Consider the following 14814-nt stretch of genomic DNA (forward strand, 5'->3'; position numbering starts at 1 on the left):
CCCCACCCACGCACCCCCCCCCCCCCCCCCCCCCCCCCCCCCCCCGCCCCCCCCCCCCCCCCCCCCCCCCCCCCCCCCCCCCCCCCCCCCCCCCTCCGCTCAGCCGCGCAGCTCGGGGAAGTCGGTGTCCTTGAACTCGGCGCCGCTGCCGGCCGGCGCGAGCTGCTCCTCGCGCTCCCGCAGCTCGACCCGGCGGATCTTGCCCGAGATCGTCTTGGGCAGCTCCGCGAACTCCAGCCGGCGGACCCGCAGGTAGGGCGCCAGCCGCTCGCGGGCGTGCCGGAGCACCGCCAGGGCGGTGTCGGCGGTCGGCTCCCAGCCCGGCGCCAGGGTGACGTACGCCTTGGGGACGGCGGCGCGCACCGGGTCGGGCACCGGGACGACGGCCGCCTCCACGACCGCCGGGTGCTCGATCAGCACGCTCTCCAGCTCGAACGGGCTGATCTTGTAGTCGCTGGCCTTGAAGACGTCGTCGGTGCGCCCGACGTAGGTGATGTAGCCCTCGGCGTCGCGGGTCGCGACGTCGCCGGTGTGGTAGTACCCGCCGGCCATCGCCTCGGCCGCCCGCTCGGGGTCGCCCTGGTACCCGGTCATCAGGCTCAGCGGCCGCTGCGCCAGGTCCAGGCAGATCTCGCCCTCGTCGCCCGGCTCGCCGCTGACCGGGTCGACGAGCACGACCGGCACGCCGGGCAGCGCCCGGCCCATCGACCCCGGCTTCACCACCGAGCCCGGGGTGTTGCCGACCGACGCCGTCGTCTCGGTCTGGCCGTAGCCGTCGCGCAGGGTGAGCCCCCACGCCCGGCGCACCTGCTCGATCACCTCGGGGTTGAGCGGCTCCCCGGCGGCGACGACCTCGCGCAGCGAGCCCGCGCCGCCGGACAGGTCGGCCTGGATGAGCATCCGCCAGACGGTCGGCGGCGCGCAGAAGGTCGTGATGCCGGCCGAGCGGATCCGGTCGAGCATCGCCGGCGCGTCGAAGCGCCGGTAGTCCTGGAGGTACACCGTCGCCTCGGCCGCCCACGGGGCGAAGAAGCAGCTCCACGCGTGCTTGGCCCAGCCGGGCGAGCTGATGTTGAGGTGCACGTCGCCGGGGCGCAGGCCCAGCCAGTACATCGTCGACAGGTGCCCGACCGGGTAACTGACCTGCGTGTGCTCCACGAGCTTGGGCCGGCTGGTGGTGCCGCTGGTGAAGTACAGGAGCAGCGGGTCGGTCGCCGTCGTCCCCGGGTGGCCGGGCGGCTCGTCGGGCGCGCCGGCCGCGTCGGCGTAGGAGGCCCAGCCGTCGGCCGCGCCGCCCACGACGATCCGCCCGTAGTCGCCGGGGACGTCGGCGAACTTCGCCGTGTCCGCCGCGTTGGCGACGACGTGCCGGGCCCCGCCGCGGCCGATGCGGTCGGCGAGGTCGGCCGGACCCAGGGCCGTGGTGGTCGGCATGATCACCGCGCCGAGCTTCATCACGGCGAGCATCGACTCCCACAGCTCGACCTGGTTGCCGAGCATGAGGACGACGCGGTCGCCCTTGCACACCCCGCGGTCGCGCAGCCACGCGGCCACCTGGTCCGACCGGCGGGCCAGCGTGTCGAACGACCAGCTGCCCTCGCTGCCGTCCTCCCCGGCGATGACCAGCCCCGGCCGGTCGACGCCGCGGGCGATGACGTCGAACCAGTCGACGGCCCAGTTGAACGGGCCCTCGACCTCCGGCCAGCGGAACTCCGCGACCGCCTTCTCGTGGTCCCCGCTGAGCCCCAGCAACTGGTCTCGGGCGGCGCGGTAGCGGGCGGTGGCCGGGCTGTCGGGCATCGGTGCGGGTCCCCTCTCGTCGTCCCCGCATCCTGGGCAGCGGCCCGACCGGCCCGCCACCCCCGATCGCGCCGGGCCCCGGCCACCGTTGCACCGACGTTGCACGCCCGGACACCGGCGGCCCCCAGGGCGCCCGTGCTGCACTAGCGTGACCCGGGTCACTCGGCCGCCGTTGCGGGAGGGAGCTGCCGTGTCCGTCCCGGCCGCCGCCCGGCCCGACGACCGCGACGTGCTGCGCGCCGCGGTCCGCCAGGTGCACGCGCGGTCGGGGATGGGCGTCGTCTTCGGCGGTCCGGTGCGGGCCGACCGTGACGGCGCGGCGATCCGCATCGGCGAGCTGCTCGGCGCCCGGACGCAGCACCTGCGCGGCCTGGAGGTGCGGGCGGGCGCGGGGCTGGGCGGCCGGGTGATCGCCGAGGGCCGGCCGGCGGGGGTGGAGCACTACGAGCGCGCCCTCGACATCACGCACGAGTACGACGGCCCGGTGCTGGCCGAGGGGCTGTGCACGGTGGTCGCCGTCCCGGTGCTGGTGGCCGGCCGGCCCCGCGCCGTCGTCTACGCGGCCTCGCGCGAGCGCGGCTCGGTCGGCGACCGGGTCCGCGACGCGCTGGCCCGCTCGGCGCGGCGCATGGCCGCCGAGCTCGCCGTCCGCGACGAGGTGGACCGGCGGGTGGCGCTGCTCGCCGCGGCGTCCACCGGGCCGCGGGAGCACGAGGACCCGGCGCGCTGGGAGGAGGTGCGGGCGGTGCACGCCGACCTCCGGCTGGCCGCCCAGGCCACCGCCGACGAGGCGCTGCGGGAGCGCCTGCTCGACGCGTGCACGCGGCTGGCCGCCGTCGGCGCCCGGTCGGAGCCGGCCGCCGAGCAGCCGCCGGTGCACCTGTCCGCCCGCGAGCTCGACGTCCTGGCGCAGGTGGCGCTGGGCTGCAGCAACCGCGAGGCCGCCGCCCGGCTCTCGCTGCGGCCGGAGACGGTGAAGAGCTACCTCAGCGCGGCGATGGCCAAGCTGGACGCGCACACGAGGCTGGAGGCCGTGGTGCACGCCCGCCGGGCCGGCCTGCTCCCCTGAGACGGGCCGTTCAGCCGAGCAGCCGGGTGAGCGCCGGGCCGAGGTCGCGGATCGAGCGGACCATCTCCGCCGTCCCCCCGCCGCGGGCGGCCAGCGAGCGGGCCGCCGCCTCGGCCTCCGGGGTGGGGAGGGGGCACAGCACGTGCAGCCGGTCGATGCCGCCCAGCGCCGTCTCCGGCGGGTCGCCGGTGGTGTGCAGGCAGTCCGACAGGAGGACGGCGACCCGCTCGTCGGCCACCGCGGGCAGCAGCTGACCGCGGACCGCCCGCAGCGCCGCGGCGAGGTCGGTCATGCCGTGGCCGCGCAGGGTGACCAGGTGCTGCACGAGGTCCTCGGGCGCCCGCCGCTGCCCGTGCCGCTGCACCACGTCGACCTCGCGGCCGAAGGTGAGCACGCTGGTCTGCAGCCGCTCGTCGGCGGTCAGCACCACCCCCGCGGCGGCGACCGCGGCGATGGCCACCCCGAGGCCGGTCATCGAGCCGGAGGTGTCCACCGCCAGGCACACCGCACGGCGGGCGCCGGTCCAGGTGCGGGTGACCAGGTCCTCCGGCGCCAGGGCCCGGCCGGGGTCCCAGCGGTCCAGGGTGCGGTCGAGGTCCAGGTCGCCGTCCCCCCGGCGGTCGGGCACCAGCCGGCGGGTGCCCCGGGTCCGCGTCCGGCCCACGCGGCCGACCTGCACGAACACCCGGGCGGCCACCCGCTGGGCGGCCGCCCGCAGCTCCCGGTCGGTGGCCAGCGTCAGGTCGGTGAGCAGGGCCGCGGCGGCGTCGGCGTCCTGCGCCATCAGCGACGAGAACGCGTCCTCGTCGAACTCGCCGACCTCCGGGCTGACCTCGGCGAAGGCCTCGTGCCGGGCGGCCATCTCCCGCCGGCCGGTCTGCCGGCGGGCGCCGCCGCTGCGCCGGTCGCGGCGCAGGGACGACGCGGACTCCGGGCCCGCCTGCTCGGCAGGCGGGCCCTCACCTTTTCCCGAGGCTCCCGGGGGCTCCTGGTCGCCACCGCCGGGCGGCTCGCCGGCCTCGGGCGGCGCACCGTCCTCCGGCCAGATCTCGTCGAGCAGGTCGTCGACGACCGCCTCGGGGGTGCGCTCGACGCCGTCGGCGACCCGGATCCGCCCCGACAGCGCGGCGTGCGCGGCGTCGCGGGCGGTCTCCCGGGCGCCGGCGGCGAACAGGTGGCCGATGCCGCGCATCTCGAGCAGCCCGCCGAGCAGCAGCACCAGGTCGATGGCGCCGCGCACGGAGGACCCCATGCGCACGTCGCGGTGCTCGCGGCTGGCCCGGACCAGGCGGACGGCGAGCGCGGTCAGGTCGGCGGGGGCGGCGGTGACGGCACCGGTGATGGAGCGCTCGGCCTGCTCGTCCTGGTAGCCGAGGACCACCCGGCACATCCGGTCGGCGATGGCCTGGCCGACACGGGCGGTGCCGATGGCGTCGAAGGGGTTCATCGCCGCGATCAGCCGGAAGCCGGCGGCCGCGCGCACGTGACCCAGGCGCGGCACGGTGATCTCGCCCTCGGTGAGCACGGTGATGAGGACGTTGAGCGTCTCCTCGGGGATCCGGTTGAGCTCCTCGAGGTAGAGCAGGCCCGAGCCGCGCATCGCCGTCAGCAGCGGGCCGTCGGTGAAGCTCTCGGGCACGTAGCCGCCGGCGAGGACGGCGGCCGGGTCGTACTGGCCGATCAGCCGGGCCGGGGTGAGCTCGGCGTTGCCCTCGACGAAGACGACCTCCTGGCCGACGTCGGCGGCGATCGCCCGCAGCAGCGTCGACTTGCCCGTGCCCGGCGGCCCCTCGAGGACGACGTGCCGGTTGGTGCGCAGCGCGACGGTGAGCACCTCGCGCTCCCGGCGCAGGCCGATGACCGGGTGCGGCGGGGTGTCCGGCGTCGTGCCGGGTGGTGCCTGGGTCACGCGACCCCTCTCCTGCTCGGCGAGATCTGCACACTCGGGGTCTTCCGGGCTCCGAGAGGCCCGAGTGTGCAGATCTCGCGGGTGCCGACGGCGCGGGACCTCAGGCGGGTGCGCCCTCCAGCGGCGGGGTGTCGAAGAGGACGACGCCGCGGATGTTCTTCCCGTCCACCAGGTCCTTGTACCCCTGGTTGACCTCGTCGAGCGTGTAGGTCTGGGTGATCAGCTCGTCGAGCTTGAGGTCCCCGGACTGGTACAGCTCGACCATCTTCGGGATGTCGTGGAACGGGTCGCCGGAGCCGAACAGGCTGCCCTTCACCGTCTTCTCGAACAGGGTGAGCATCGCGCTGTTGAGCTCGATGTTGTTCTTGGTCGGGTCGGCCAACCCGGTGATGACGGCGACGCCGCCCTTGCGGATGGTGTTGACCGCGTCGCCGACGACCTTCGCGTCGACCACGCCGACGGTGATGATGGCCTTGTCCGCGCCGACCCCGCGGGTGAGCTGCTGGACGAGCTCGTGGGCCTCCTCGGCGGTCTCGCAGCTGTGCGTGGCGCCGAGCTGCTCGGCGGCCTCCCGCTTGTTGGGCAGCGGGTCCACGGCGACGACGTTGCGCGCCCCGGCCAGCGCCGCGCCCTGCACGCTGTTGATGCCGATCCCGCCGATCCCGTAGACCACGATGGTGTCGCCGGCCTCGGTCGCCGCGGCGTGCACCGCCGAGCCCCAGCCGGTGGGGACGCCGCACCCGATCAGCACGACCTTGTCCAGCGGCAGGTCGGAGTCGACCTTGACCGCGGAGTTCTCGCTGATGACGGCGCGCTCGCTGAACGTGCCGAGCATGCACATGCCGCCGTAGTCGTTGCCCTGCTCGTCGTGGAACCGGTAGGTGCCGTCGGGGAGCATCCCGTCGAGGATGGTCGCGCCCTGGTCGCAGAGGTTGGACTTGCCGGTGGAGCACCAGCGGCAGTGGCCGCAGACCGGCAGGAACGAGCAGATGACGTGGTCGCCGGGCTGCAGGCGGGTGACGCCCGGGCCCACCTTCTCGATGATCCCGGCGCCCTCGTGGCCGCCCACGATCGGGAACCGCGGCACGATGTCGCCGTGCCGCAGGTGCTCGTCGGAGTGGCACAGCCCGGCCGCGACGAAGCGGATGAGCACCTCGCCGGCCTTGGGTTCGTCGAGTTCCAGCTCGGTGATCTCGAACGGCTGCCCGACGTCGCGGAGTACCGCTGCCCTGGTCTTCATCGACCCTCCAGTCCCCGGCCGCCAGCGCGCGCCGGACGTGCTACACGGACGAGACCGGACGGTGCTGCTCGTGGAGCGCCCGACCGGGTGAGGGCCATCCTGCGGACGGGGGTGTGACCGCAGCCACCCCCGGACGGGGGGAGGCTGCCGCTCGCCCGGTCGGGCGAGCGACCTGGGCAGGGCGGAACGCGACCGGCCAGTATCCGGGCGTGCCGACGTCCTGCCGCTTCCCGACGTGACCTCGCCGACCGGGTGGGACGTCTCCTCGCCCCGTGCCGTCACCACGCCCGTCGACGTCCCGCCGCGGCAGCCGACCCTGGAGTGGACGCGGCCTCCCGCCGCCACGCACGTCGCTCCCCCGCCGGCCGAGCCGCTCCCGCCGGAGGACCGGCCGCGTGCCCAGGCCGGCCGGCTGGCGCCTGTGGTCGGGGCCGCCCTGGTCTCGGCCGCGACGGTGTGGGCCCTCATGACGGTGGGGCCGCTCGCCGGCGACCGCGCCGCCGGCCCGGCACAGGACGTCGCGAAGGCCGAGCCGGAGCGGACCGACACCGGCTGGCAGCCCCTCGCCGTCAGCGGCGGCTTCGTCGTGACCGGCGACGGCGCGCGCTACCGCGTGGTCGACGGCATCTGCTACCTGCAGGTCCACCTGCGCGACCCCGACGGCATCTGGGCGGCCAACGCCCCCATCGCGATGCTGCCGGCGGCAGCGCGGCCGGCCTGGAACCACGACTTCGTCGCCAGCCGCGACGGCGTGCCCTACAGCGAGGTGGGGGTGTACGACGACGGGCAGGTGCTGATGAGCCGTCCGGGGGACGGCGTCGTCGGCTGGCTCACCGTGTCGGCGTCCTTCCCCGTCGGGCACTGAGCCGGCCCGGGGGTCAGCCGCCGAGGTCGCCCAGGTCGAGGAAGTCGGCCGGGGGGACGACCGGCTCGACCGCGCCGAAGGCGCTGAACCGGGTCGAGCCCAGCCCCGGCGTCGTCATCTGGAGCGGGTAGGGCGTGCCCTCGGCCGCGATCGACAGGACGCTGCCGTCGGAGGACTCCACCTGCCACACCGGCTCGCCGTCCAGCTCCCCGGCGGTCACCTGCTCGGCGACGGTCGCCACGGTGGGCGACCGGATCTCGGCGGCGAGGACGGCGAGCGTCATCTCCTCCGCTCCCAGCAGGGGGTCCGGCGGGGTGAGCACCCAGGTGTCGGCCATCGAGTCGACCAGGGAGCCGGGCAGGCCCTGCTCCTCCCAGAACGAGGCCTCCGCCCGCAGGTAGAGGTCGCCGCCGCTGAGCAGCAGGCGCATCCACCGGCCGTCGACCACCATCTCGGCGTCGACGTCCGCACCCTGCAGGCGCATGTCGACGTCGGCCTTGCCCCCGCCCACGCCGACCGAGCCCTGCACGCGGACCGACCCCGCGGACTCCAGGGCGTCGGCGGCCGCGCCGGCCAGCGCGGGCCCCGACAGCTCGCCCGCCGCCGGGACGCTCGGCGTCGCCTCGGCGGCGGGGGACGCCTGCCCCGTCACGACGGTGGTCCCGCAGGCGCTCAGCAGGAGGGTGCAGAGCCCGGCGAGGGCGAGAGCACGCACGCGCACGGCTCCTCGTTCTCGGGTCGTCGCTCGCGGGCCGGTCAGCCCGCGAGCTCGCTGAGGTCGACGTAGTCCGCCGGCGGGGTGATCAGCGTGCTCTCACCGAACTCGCTGAAACGCACCACGCCGGCCTCGGCGCCCGTCCGGGTCATCTGCAGGAGGAGGGGGTCGCCCTCGGCGGCCACGTGCATGACCGCGCCCTCGGAGTCGCGGATCTCCCACACCGGCTCGCCGTCGAGGCTGGTGGCGACGACGTCCTCGGCCACGGTCACCCCGTCGGAGGGGGCCCTCAGCTCCTGGGCCAGGGCGGCGACCGAGAACTCGTCGAACCCGCTCCCCTCCTCGGCCGGGGACATGACCCACACGCCGCCCAGGCGTGCAGCCATCACCGCGGGTGCTCCCTGCGCCGCCCAGAACTCCTCAGGCGCCTGCATGTAGACGGCGCCGTCGAGGGCGACGATCTGGACGACCTGCCCGTCGAAGGTGAAGGTCCCGGCGACGTCGGCCCCCTGCAGGCGGAGGTCCACCTCGGCCTGCCCCGGCTCGATCGTCATCGAACCCTGCAGGCGCACCGCGCCGGCCCGCTCCAGCGCGTCGGCAGCCGCCGCAGCGACCTCCGGGCCGGACAGGTCGGCGGCCGACCGGGCGGCGTCCGAGCTGCTGGCGGCCGCGTCCGGCGTGGAGGTGGCCGGACCGCCGCCGGAGTCGTCTCCCCCGCACGCCGTGAGCAGGAGTGCGGTGAGGCCGGCCAGAGCCGCGGCACGGACGTGCATGGGGGTTCCGTTCGTCGAGGGGAGAGCCGGCCGGAGCCGGTCCCTCCCTCATCGGCAGCCGGCCGCCGTCGCGTGACCCGCCCGTCCCGGTTCCCGGTCAGGTCCTCCGCGGGGCCGGCCGCACGGCGTCCCCGGCCCGCGCGGGGTCGAGCGGGACGGCGCTGGTGAGCACGGCCGGTCCGACCCGCAGCACGCCGTCCGACAGCGCCGCGCAGCGGACCCCGCCGCGGCCGCGCATGCCGCGGTGCGCGCCGGGTGCCAGGACGACGTCCATCCAGGCGCACGGGTTGGCGGGCCGGCCGCCGCGCAGCCGGACGGCGCCCTCGCCGCAGTCGAGCGCGAACTCCACCCCGCGCAGGGCCTCCACCTCCGCGCCGCGCAGGACGACCGTGCGGCGGGCCAGCAGCGGGTCGAACGGCGGCACGCCGAGCTCGGCCGCCAGCGACTCCAGCGACTCGACGGCCAGCACGGTCAGCGCGGCGTCGCGGTGGGCCGGCTTCCCGGCGTAGCGGTCGCCGACGACGCCGTACCCGGCGCGCACCTCGGCCCGGGTCACCCGGTCGGCGGCCTGCGCGGGCACGGCGCCGGACGGCCGCCCGTCGTAGCGGTGCACCGGCGAGACGACCAGCCCGAGGACCTCGACGTCGTACCGGAGGGGGAGGTCTCCCGGGACGTCCGCGGGCGACGTGCTCCCGGCGAGGTGGCTCAGCGTTCGGCCGTCTTGTGGATCGGGCCCTCGACGCCGGTCAGCCGCTCCCCGGTGCCGCCCCAACGGCCGGCGATGATCTCCGCGGCGATCGAGACGGCGGTCTCCTCGGGCGTGCGGGCGCCCAGGTCCAGCCCGATCGGCGAGGAGAGCCGGGCCAGCTCGGCGTCGGTCATGCCCGCCTCGCGCAACCGGGCCATCCGCTCGTCGTGGGTGCGCCGCGAGCCCATCGCCCCGACGTAGGCCACCGGCAGCCGCAGCGCGACCTCCAGCAGCGGCACGTCGAACTTCGGGTCGTGGGTGAGCACGCACAGCACCGTGCGCTCGTCGATCCGGCCGGCGTCGACCTCCTCCTGCAGGTACCGGTGCGGCCAGTCGACGACGACCTCGTGCGCGTCGGGGAACCGCTTGGCGGTGGCGAACACCGGCCGGGCGTCGCACACGGTGACCCGGTAGCCGAGGAAGGCACCGACCCGCGCGACCGCCGCCGCGAAGTCGATCGCGCCGAAGACCACCATCCGCGCGGCGGGGGCGAAGGAGTTGACGAACAGGGTGAGGTCGTCGCCGCGGCGCTCGCCGTCGTGGCCCACGTGCAGCAGGCCGGTGCGGCCGGCGGCGAGCATGCCCCGGGCGTCGGCGGCCACGGCGTCGTCCAGCCGCTGCAGGCCGAGGGTGCCCGAGGCGCGGTCGGGCCACAGGACCAGCCGCTTGCCCAGCCGGTCCTCCGGCCCCTTCACGCAGGTGACGACGGCGACCGGCTCGTGCCGGCCGACCGACGCGGCGATCTCCCCCAGCTCGGGGAACGACTCCCGCGACACCTGCTCGACGAACACGTCGAGGATGCCGCCGCAGGTCAGCCCGACGGCGAACGCGTCGTCGTCGCTGACGCCGTAGCGCTCCAGCGTGGGGACGCCGGACTCGACGACGTCGCGGGCCTCCTCGTAGACCGCGCCCTCGACGCAGCCGCCCGAGACGCTGCCGACCGCCGTCCCGTCCGGGCCGACCAGCATCGAGGCGCCGGCCGGGCGCGGCGCCGAGCGCCAGGTGGCCACGACGGTCCCCATGCCGACCGTCTCCCCCGCCTGCCACCAGCCGACCAGGTCGTCGAGCACGTCACGCATCTACGCCTCCTCCAGTGGAGTGCAGGAGCGCAGGAGACCTGCGCTGTGGCACTCCGCACAACACCTCAACACCGCTGGATCACTCCCGTCAGCTCCTCGAACGCGGCCAGGCTGTGCCCGGCCACGAACGCGTCGAGCGACGGCAGCGCCGCCTGCATGCCGCCGGTCAGCGGCTCGTACCCCTCGCGGCCCTTGTGCGGGTTGACCCACACGACCGCGTGCGCGAGCCGCCGCAACCGCGCCATCTGCTCGGCGAGCAGCTCGGTGCCGCCGCGCTCCCAGCCGTCGCTGCACACGACGACGACCGCGCCGCGGGCGGTGCCGCGCTGCCCCCACCGGTCGAGGAAGGCCTTGAGGACCTCGCCCAGCCGGGTGCCGCCGGACCAGTCCGGGATCGCCGCCCCGCTGGCGGCCAGCGCCTTGTCCGGGTCGCGCAGCCGCAGCTCGCGGGTCACCCGCGTGAGCCGGGTGCCGATCGTGAACACCTCGGTCGCCGCCGGGTGGGCACGCACCGCCGCGTGGGCGTACCGCAGCAGCGCGTCGGCGTAGGGGCTCATGGAGCCGGAGACGTCGACGAGGAGGACGACGCGGCGCGGGCGGGGCCGGGCGCGCCGGTGCAGCAGCCGGGTGACCTCCCCGCCGTCGCGCAGCGCCCGCCGCACCGTGCGCGAGGCGTGCACCGAGCCGTGCGCGCTGGGCCGCCGCCGGCGGGAGGCGCGCATCGGCGAGGCCGGCCGCAGCAGCGTGAACAGCCGGCGCAGCTCCTCGCGCTCGGCCACGGTGAGCTCGGCGACGTCCCGGTGCCGCAGCACCTCGTCGGCGCTGGCCTGCCCGGCGACGTCGGAGGGCTCGTCGTCCTCCCCCTCGCCCGTGCCGGCCTCGAGCGGAGCGGACACGGCCACGACCGGCTTCGGGGTCGCCGCCGACGACCGCGCCCGCGGCGCCTCGCCGCCGAAGTACGCGGCGAAGGCGGCGTCGTAGCGGTCCAGGTCGTCCGGCCCGCCGCACAGGGTCAGCCGGCCGGCCCAGTACACGTCCGTGGCGTCGAGGACGTCGAGCGCGCCGACCGCCTCCAGCATCGCCTCGACGCGGTCCGGGGACGCGGCCACGCCGGCGACCCGCAGGGTGCGGGCGAAGCCGAGGACGGTGGCGACGACGTCCCGCGGCGGCGTCGCGCCCGCGGCCGCCGCCTCAGTTCCCACCGAAGAGCGCTCCGCGGGCCAGGGAGTGCACCCGGTCGGTGTCCTCCCGGTACTTGAGCACCGCGCCCAGGGTCCGGGCCGCCAGGTCCGGGTCGAGCTCCCGCGCGCCCAGGGCGTGCAGGGCGCTGGCCCAGTCCATCGCCTCGGCGACGCCCGGCGGCTTGAGCAGGTCGAGCCCGCGCAGCTTCGCCGTCGCCCCCGCCACCTCGCGCGCCAGCCGCTCGGTGACCTCCGGCAGGCGGGTCCGCAGGATCGCCACCTCGCGGTCGAAGTCGGGGTGCTGCAGCCAGTGGTAGAGGCAGCGGCGCTTGAGCGCGTCGTGCACCTCGCGGGTGCGGTTGGAGGTGAGCACGACCAGCGGCGGCACCTCCGCCCGGACCGTGCCCAGCTCCGGGATGGAGATGGTGAAGTCCGACAGCACCTCGAGCAGGAACGCCTCGAACTCGTCGTCGGCGCGGTCGACCTCGTCGACCAGCAGCACGCTCGGGGAGTCCTCCAGCGCCTGCAGCAGCGGGCGGGCCAGCAGGAAGCGCCGGTCGTAGAGCGATGCCTCCAGTGCCTGCGTGTCGCCGGTCGCGTGCGCGGCCTCGGCGGCGCGCAGGTGCAGCAGCTGCCGGCCGAAGTCCCAGTCGTAGAGCGCCTGGCTGGCCTCGAGGCCCTCGTAGCACTGCAGGCGGTACAGCGGGCGGCCCGTCACCTCGGCCAGCGCGCGGGCCAGCGCGGTCTTGCCCACCCCCGCCTCCCCCTCCAGGAACAGGGGACGGCGCATGACCAGCGCCAGGTACGCCGCGGTGGCCAGCCCCTCGTCGGGGAGGTAGCCGGTGGCGCGCAGCGCGTCGGCCAGCGCGTCGGGGTCGGCGAACCCCGTCGGCGACGCCGCCGGCGGCACGGTGGTCTCTGTCACGCCGCCGAGCATCCCACCTCGCGCCCGGGCCGGGTCGCCGCCCGTCAGGGCACGATGGCGGCATGCCCGACCCGCGATCCGGCGACGACCTGCGCGCCTTCGTCGACGCCGCCCCCAGCCCGTTCCACGCCGTCGCCGAGATGGCGCGCCGGCTCACCGCGGCCGGGTTCACCGAGCTCGCCGAGGGCGACCCCTGGGAGCCGGCACCGGGCGACCAGCGCTTCGTCGTCCGGCACGGCAGCCTCATCGCCTTCCGGGTGGGCAGCGCACCGCCGGCCGAGGCGGGGCTGCGCATGGTCGGCGCGCACACCGACTCGCCGACGTTCCGCGTGCGGCCCCGGCCCGACGTCCGGCAGGCCGGCTACCGGATGGTCGGCGTCGAGCCCTACGGCGGCGGCCTCTGGCACACCTGGCTGGACCGGGAGCTCACCGTCGCCGGCCGGGTGGTGCTGCGCGGCGGCGCCCAGGCGCTGGTCCGCCTGCCGGGCGCGCCGCTGCGGCTGCCCTCGCTGGCCATCCACCTCGACCGCGGCGTGCGCGACGGGCTGAAGCTCGACCCGCAGCGCGAGCTGGTGCCGGTGTGGTCGGCCGACCTCGCCGACACGGCCGACCTCAGCGCGGCCGTGGCGGAGGCCGCGGGCGTGGCTCCCGGCGACGTGCTGGCCCAGGACCTCGTGCTGGCCGACACGCAGCCCGCGGGCGTCACCGGCGCCGACGGCACCTGGGTCGCCGCACCGCGGCTGGACAACCTGGCCAGCTGCCACGCCGGCGTGACCGCGCTGGTCGCCGCGCCGGCCGGGCCGCGCACCCAGCTGCTCGTGGCCAACGACCACGAGGAGGTGGGCAGCGGGTCCATGTCGGGGGCACGCGGCAGCTTCCTCGAGGACGTCGTCGCCCGGCTGGTGGCCGCCGGCGGAGCCGGGGACGCGCAGGCGATGCCCCGGGCGCTGGCGCGGTCGCGGCTGGTGTCGGCCGACATGGCGCACGCCGTCCACCCCACCCGGTACGACCGGCACGAGCCGGCCCACCAGCCGCGGCTGGGCGGCGGCACCGTGGTCAAGGTCAACGCCAACCAGGCCTACGCGACCGACGCGGCGGGCGCCGCCTGGTTCGCGGAGCGGTGCGCGGAGGCGGAGGTGCCGTTCCAGTACTTCGTCTCCCGGGCCGACCTGCCGTGCGGCAGCACCATCGGCCCGCTGACCGCCACCCGGCTGGGCGTCCCCACCGTCGACGTCGGCGCGCCGATGCTGGGCATGCACTCCTGCCGCGAGCTGGCCTCGGCCCTCGACGTCCCCCTGTACGCCGACGCGCTCACCGCCTGCCTGGCCGACTGAACCCGCCACCGGACGGCAAACGGCCCCACTCCCGACGGGAGTGGGGCCGTTCGGCGGTGCGGGGAGGGTCAGCCGATGCGGCCGTCCCGGTCGCGGTCGAGGACGGTGTCGCCGCCCTCCATCTCGATCTGCTCCTTGCGGACGTTCTCGCTCACCGTCTCCTGGTCGGTCACGGTGGTCTTGTCGAGGCGGACGCGCTCGACCGGCACGGCCTCCTTCTGCACGACCGGACGCTCCGCGTGCAGCGTGACCTCGTGCTCCTCCTCGGAGATGGCCGGGCCGTCCATCGCGTTGCCGATGTTGGCGTCGGTGATCGGCTCGCGCTCGAGCCGGACCTCCTCGTGGGAGACCGGCACGGTCTCGGTCACGTTCTCGGAGACGACGTACTTGCGCAGCCGGGCGCGGCCGACCTCCTCGCTGCGGGTGCCGACCGACAGCCGCTCCTCGGAGCGGGTCATCGCGTTGTCGGTGGTGGGGCCGGAGGTGTCGTGGCCGACGGTGCCGCGCTCGTCGTACCCCGCCGTGCCCGTGGTGGCCATGCCGGAGGTGGCCATGCCGGAGGTCGTCTCCGTGCCGGTCGCCATGCCGGCCGTCTGCGTGGTCGTCTGCGTGGTCGTGGTGTCGGTCATCCCGGTGCCCGCCGTGCCGGTGTCCAGGCCGTAGTACCGGTACAGCTCCTGCTCCTCCTGCGGGGACAGGTGGCCGTCGGTGTCGATCTTGGGGGCGTCCTTCACCCGGTCCTTGCTCACGGGGACGCGGACGCCGTCGTCGGTCAGGTCGGCGTTGCGGATCGGGACGAAGGACTCCTTCGTGCCGAACAGGCCGGTGCGTACCGTCACCCACTCCGGCTGCCCGGTCTCGTCGTCGAGGTAGACCTCGGACGCCGAGCCGATCTTGCTGCCGGTCTCGTCGTAGACGTCCTGGCCGATCACTCGGCTGATGCTCTCGGTGCCGATCATGTGTGTGTCGCTCCCATCAGCTGGTCTCGCGGAATCGGTGAAGCGTTCGACACCGGGGGTTGCCACCCCGGGGACCACGAAACGGGAACGGCTTGATCGACACGCCCGGCACCGGCGTGTCGCCGGCCGCGCCGACGCGGCCGGCCCGTCCGCGGACGTCCGTCCGTACTGGTCAGCGCGCCAGCGGACCGCGGAACCAGACGCGGGGCGAGAAGTC

The 14814-nt window shown here is 76.0% G+C and carries 13 protein-coding genes; 3 read left to right on the top strand and 10 right to left on the bottom strand.

Annotation, left to right across the window (positions count from 1 at the left end):
• Positions 1–99: 99 nt before the first annotated feature.
• A complete protein-coding gene (locus tag ACI8AX_RS02605) occupies positions 100–1800 on the bottom strand; it encodes an AMP-binding protein (RefSeq protein WP_456548234.1) in 1701 nt (566 codons plus the stop codon).
• A gap of 190 nt (positions 1801–1990) precedes the next feature.
• On the opposite strand from ACI8AX_RS02605, the gene ACI8AX_RS02610 reads away from it, so the two are divergent.
• Positions 1991–2869, top strand: a complete 879-nt coding sequence (locus tag ACI8AX_RS02610; RefSeq protein WP_456548235.1) for a response regulator transcription factor — start codon at positions 1991–1993, stop codon at positions 2867–2869.
• A 10-nt stretch (positions 2870–2879) separates the two neighbouring features.
• On the opposite strand, the gene ACI8AX_RS02615 is transcribed toward ACI8AX_RS02610, so the two are convergent.
• Both ACI8AX_RS02615 and ACI8AX_RS02620 read right to left on the bottom strand, forming a co-directional pair.
• Positions 2880–4778: an AAA family ATPase gene (locus ACI8AX_RS02615; protein ID WP_456548236.1), complete on the bottom strand. Its 1899-nt coding sequence runs from the start codon at positions 4776–4778 to the stop codon at positions 2880–2882.
• A 100-nt stretch (positions 4779–4878) separates the two neighbouring features.
• Positions 4879–6018, bottom strand: a complete 1140-nt coding sequence (locus tag ACI8AX_RS02620; RefSeq protein ID WP_456548237.1) for an NDMA-dependent alcohol dehydrogenase — start codon at positions 6016–6018, stop codon at positions 4879–4881.
• Positions 6019–6253: 235 nt separating this feature from the next.
• Here ACI8AX_RS02620 and ACI8AX_RS02625 point away from each other — a divergent pair, with 235 nt between their 5' ends.
• Positions 6254–6883 (top strand): hypothetical protein, encoded by a 630-nt coding sequence (locus tag ACI8AX_RS02625; RefSeq protein WP_456548238.1) that lies wholly within the window; start codon positions 6254–6256, stop codon positions 6881–6883.
• Positions 6884–6896: 13 nt separating this feature from the next.
• Here the strand turns inward: ACI8AX_RS02625 and ACI8AX_RS02630 are convergent, their stop codons facing one another.
• The 6 genes from ACI8AX_RS02630 to ACI8AX_RS02655 all read right to left on the bottom strand — a co-directional run bounded on the left by ACI8AX_RS02630 (position 6897) and on the right by ACI8AX_RS02655 (position 12304).
• Positions 6897–7598, bottom strand: coding sequence for a hypothetical protein (locus ACI8AX_RS02630; RefSeq protein WP_456548239.1), 702 nt, complete (start codon positions 7596–7598; stop codon positions 6897–6899).
• 41 nt (positions 7599–7639) lie between these two features.
• Positions 7640–8371 carry a hypothetical protein gene (locus ACI8AX_RS02635; protein WP_456548240.1) on the bottom strand — a complete coding sequence of 244 codons (732 nt, stop codon included), beginning with the start codon at positions 8369–8371 and terminating at the stop codon, positions 7640–7642.
• A 97-nt stretch (positions 8372–8468) separates the two neighbouring features.
• On the bottom strand, positions 8469–8984 hold the full coding sequence (locus ACI8AX_RS02640) for an MOSC domain-containing protein (protein WP_456548241.1): 516 nt from the start codon (positions 8982–8984) through the stop codon (positions 8469–8471).
• Between the two features lie 92 nt (positions 8985–9076).
• On the bottom strand, positions 9077–10198 hold the full coding sequence (locus tag ACI8AX_RS02645; RefSeq protein WP_456548242.1) for an XdhC family protein: 1122 nt from the start codon (positions 10196–10198) through the stop codon (positions 9077–9079).
• 65 nt (positions 10199–10263) lie between these two features.
• Positions 10264–11400, bottom strand: a complete 1137-nt coding sequence (locus tag ACI8AX_RS02650; protein ID WP_456548243.1) for a vWA domain-containing protein — start codon at positions 11398–11400, stop codon at positions 10264–10266.
• Positions 11390–12304 carry an AAA family ATPase gene (locus ACI8AX_RS02655; protein WP_456548244.1) on the bottom strand — a complete coding sequence of 305 codons (915 nt, stop codon included), beginning with the start codon at positions 12302–12304 and terminating at the stop codon, positions 11390–11392. Before ACI8AX_RS02655 ends, ACI8AX_RS02650 begins: the two co-directional genes overlap by 11 nt.
• A 62-nt stretch (positions 12305–12366) precedes the next feature.
• Here ACI8AX_RS02655 and ACI8AX_RS02660 point away from each other — a divergent pair, with 62 nt between their 5' ends.
• Complete coding sequence (locus ACI8AX_RS02660; protein WP_456548245.1) at positions 12367–13638, top strand: M18 family aminopeptidase; 1272 nt, start codon at positions 12367–12369, stop codon at positions 13636–13638.
• A gap of 68 nt (positions 13639–13706) precedes the next feature.
• On the opposite strand, the gene ACI8AX_RS02665 is transcribed toward ACI8AX_RS02660, so the two are convergent.
• Positions 13707–14597: a DUF2382 domain-containing protein gene (locus ACI8AX_RS02665; RefSeq protein WP_456548246.1), complete on the bottom strand. Its 891-nt coding sequence runs from the start codon at positions 14595–14597 to the stop codon at positions 13707–13709.
• Between the last annotated feature and the right edge of the window lie 217 nt (positions 14598–14814).

Source organism: Blastococcus sp. SYSU D00813 (assembly GCF_054050735.1).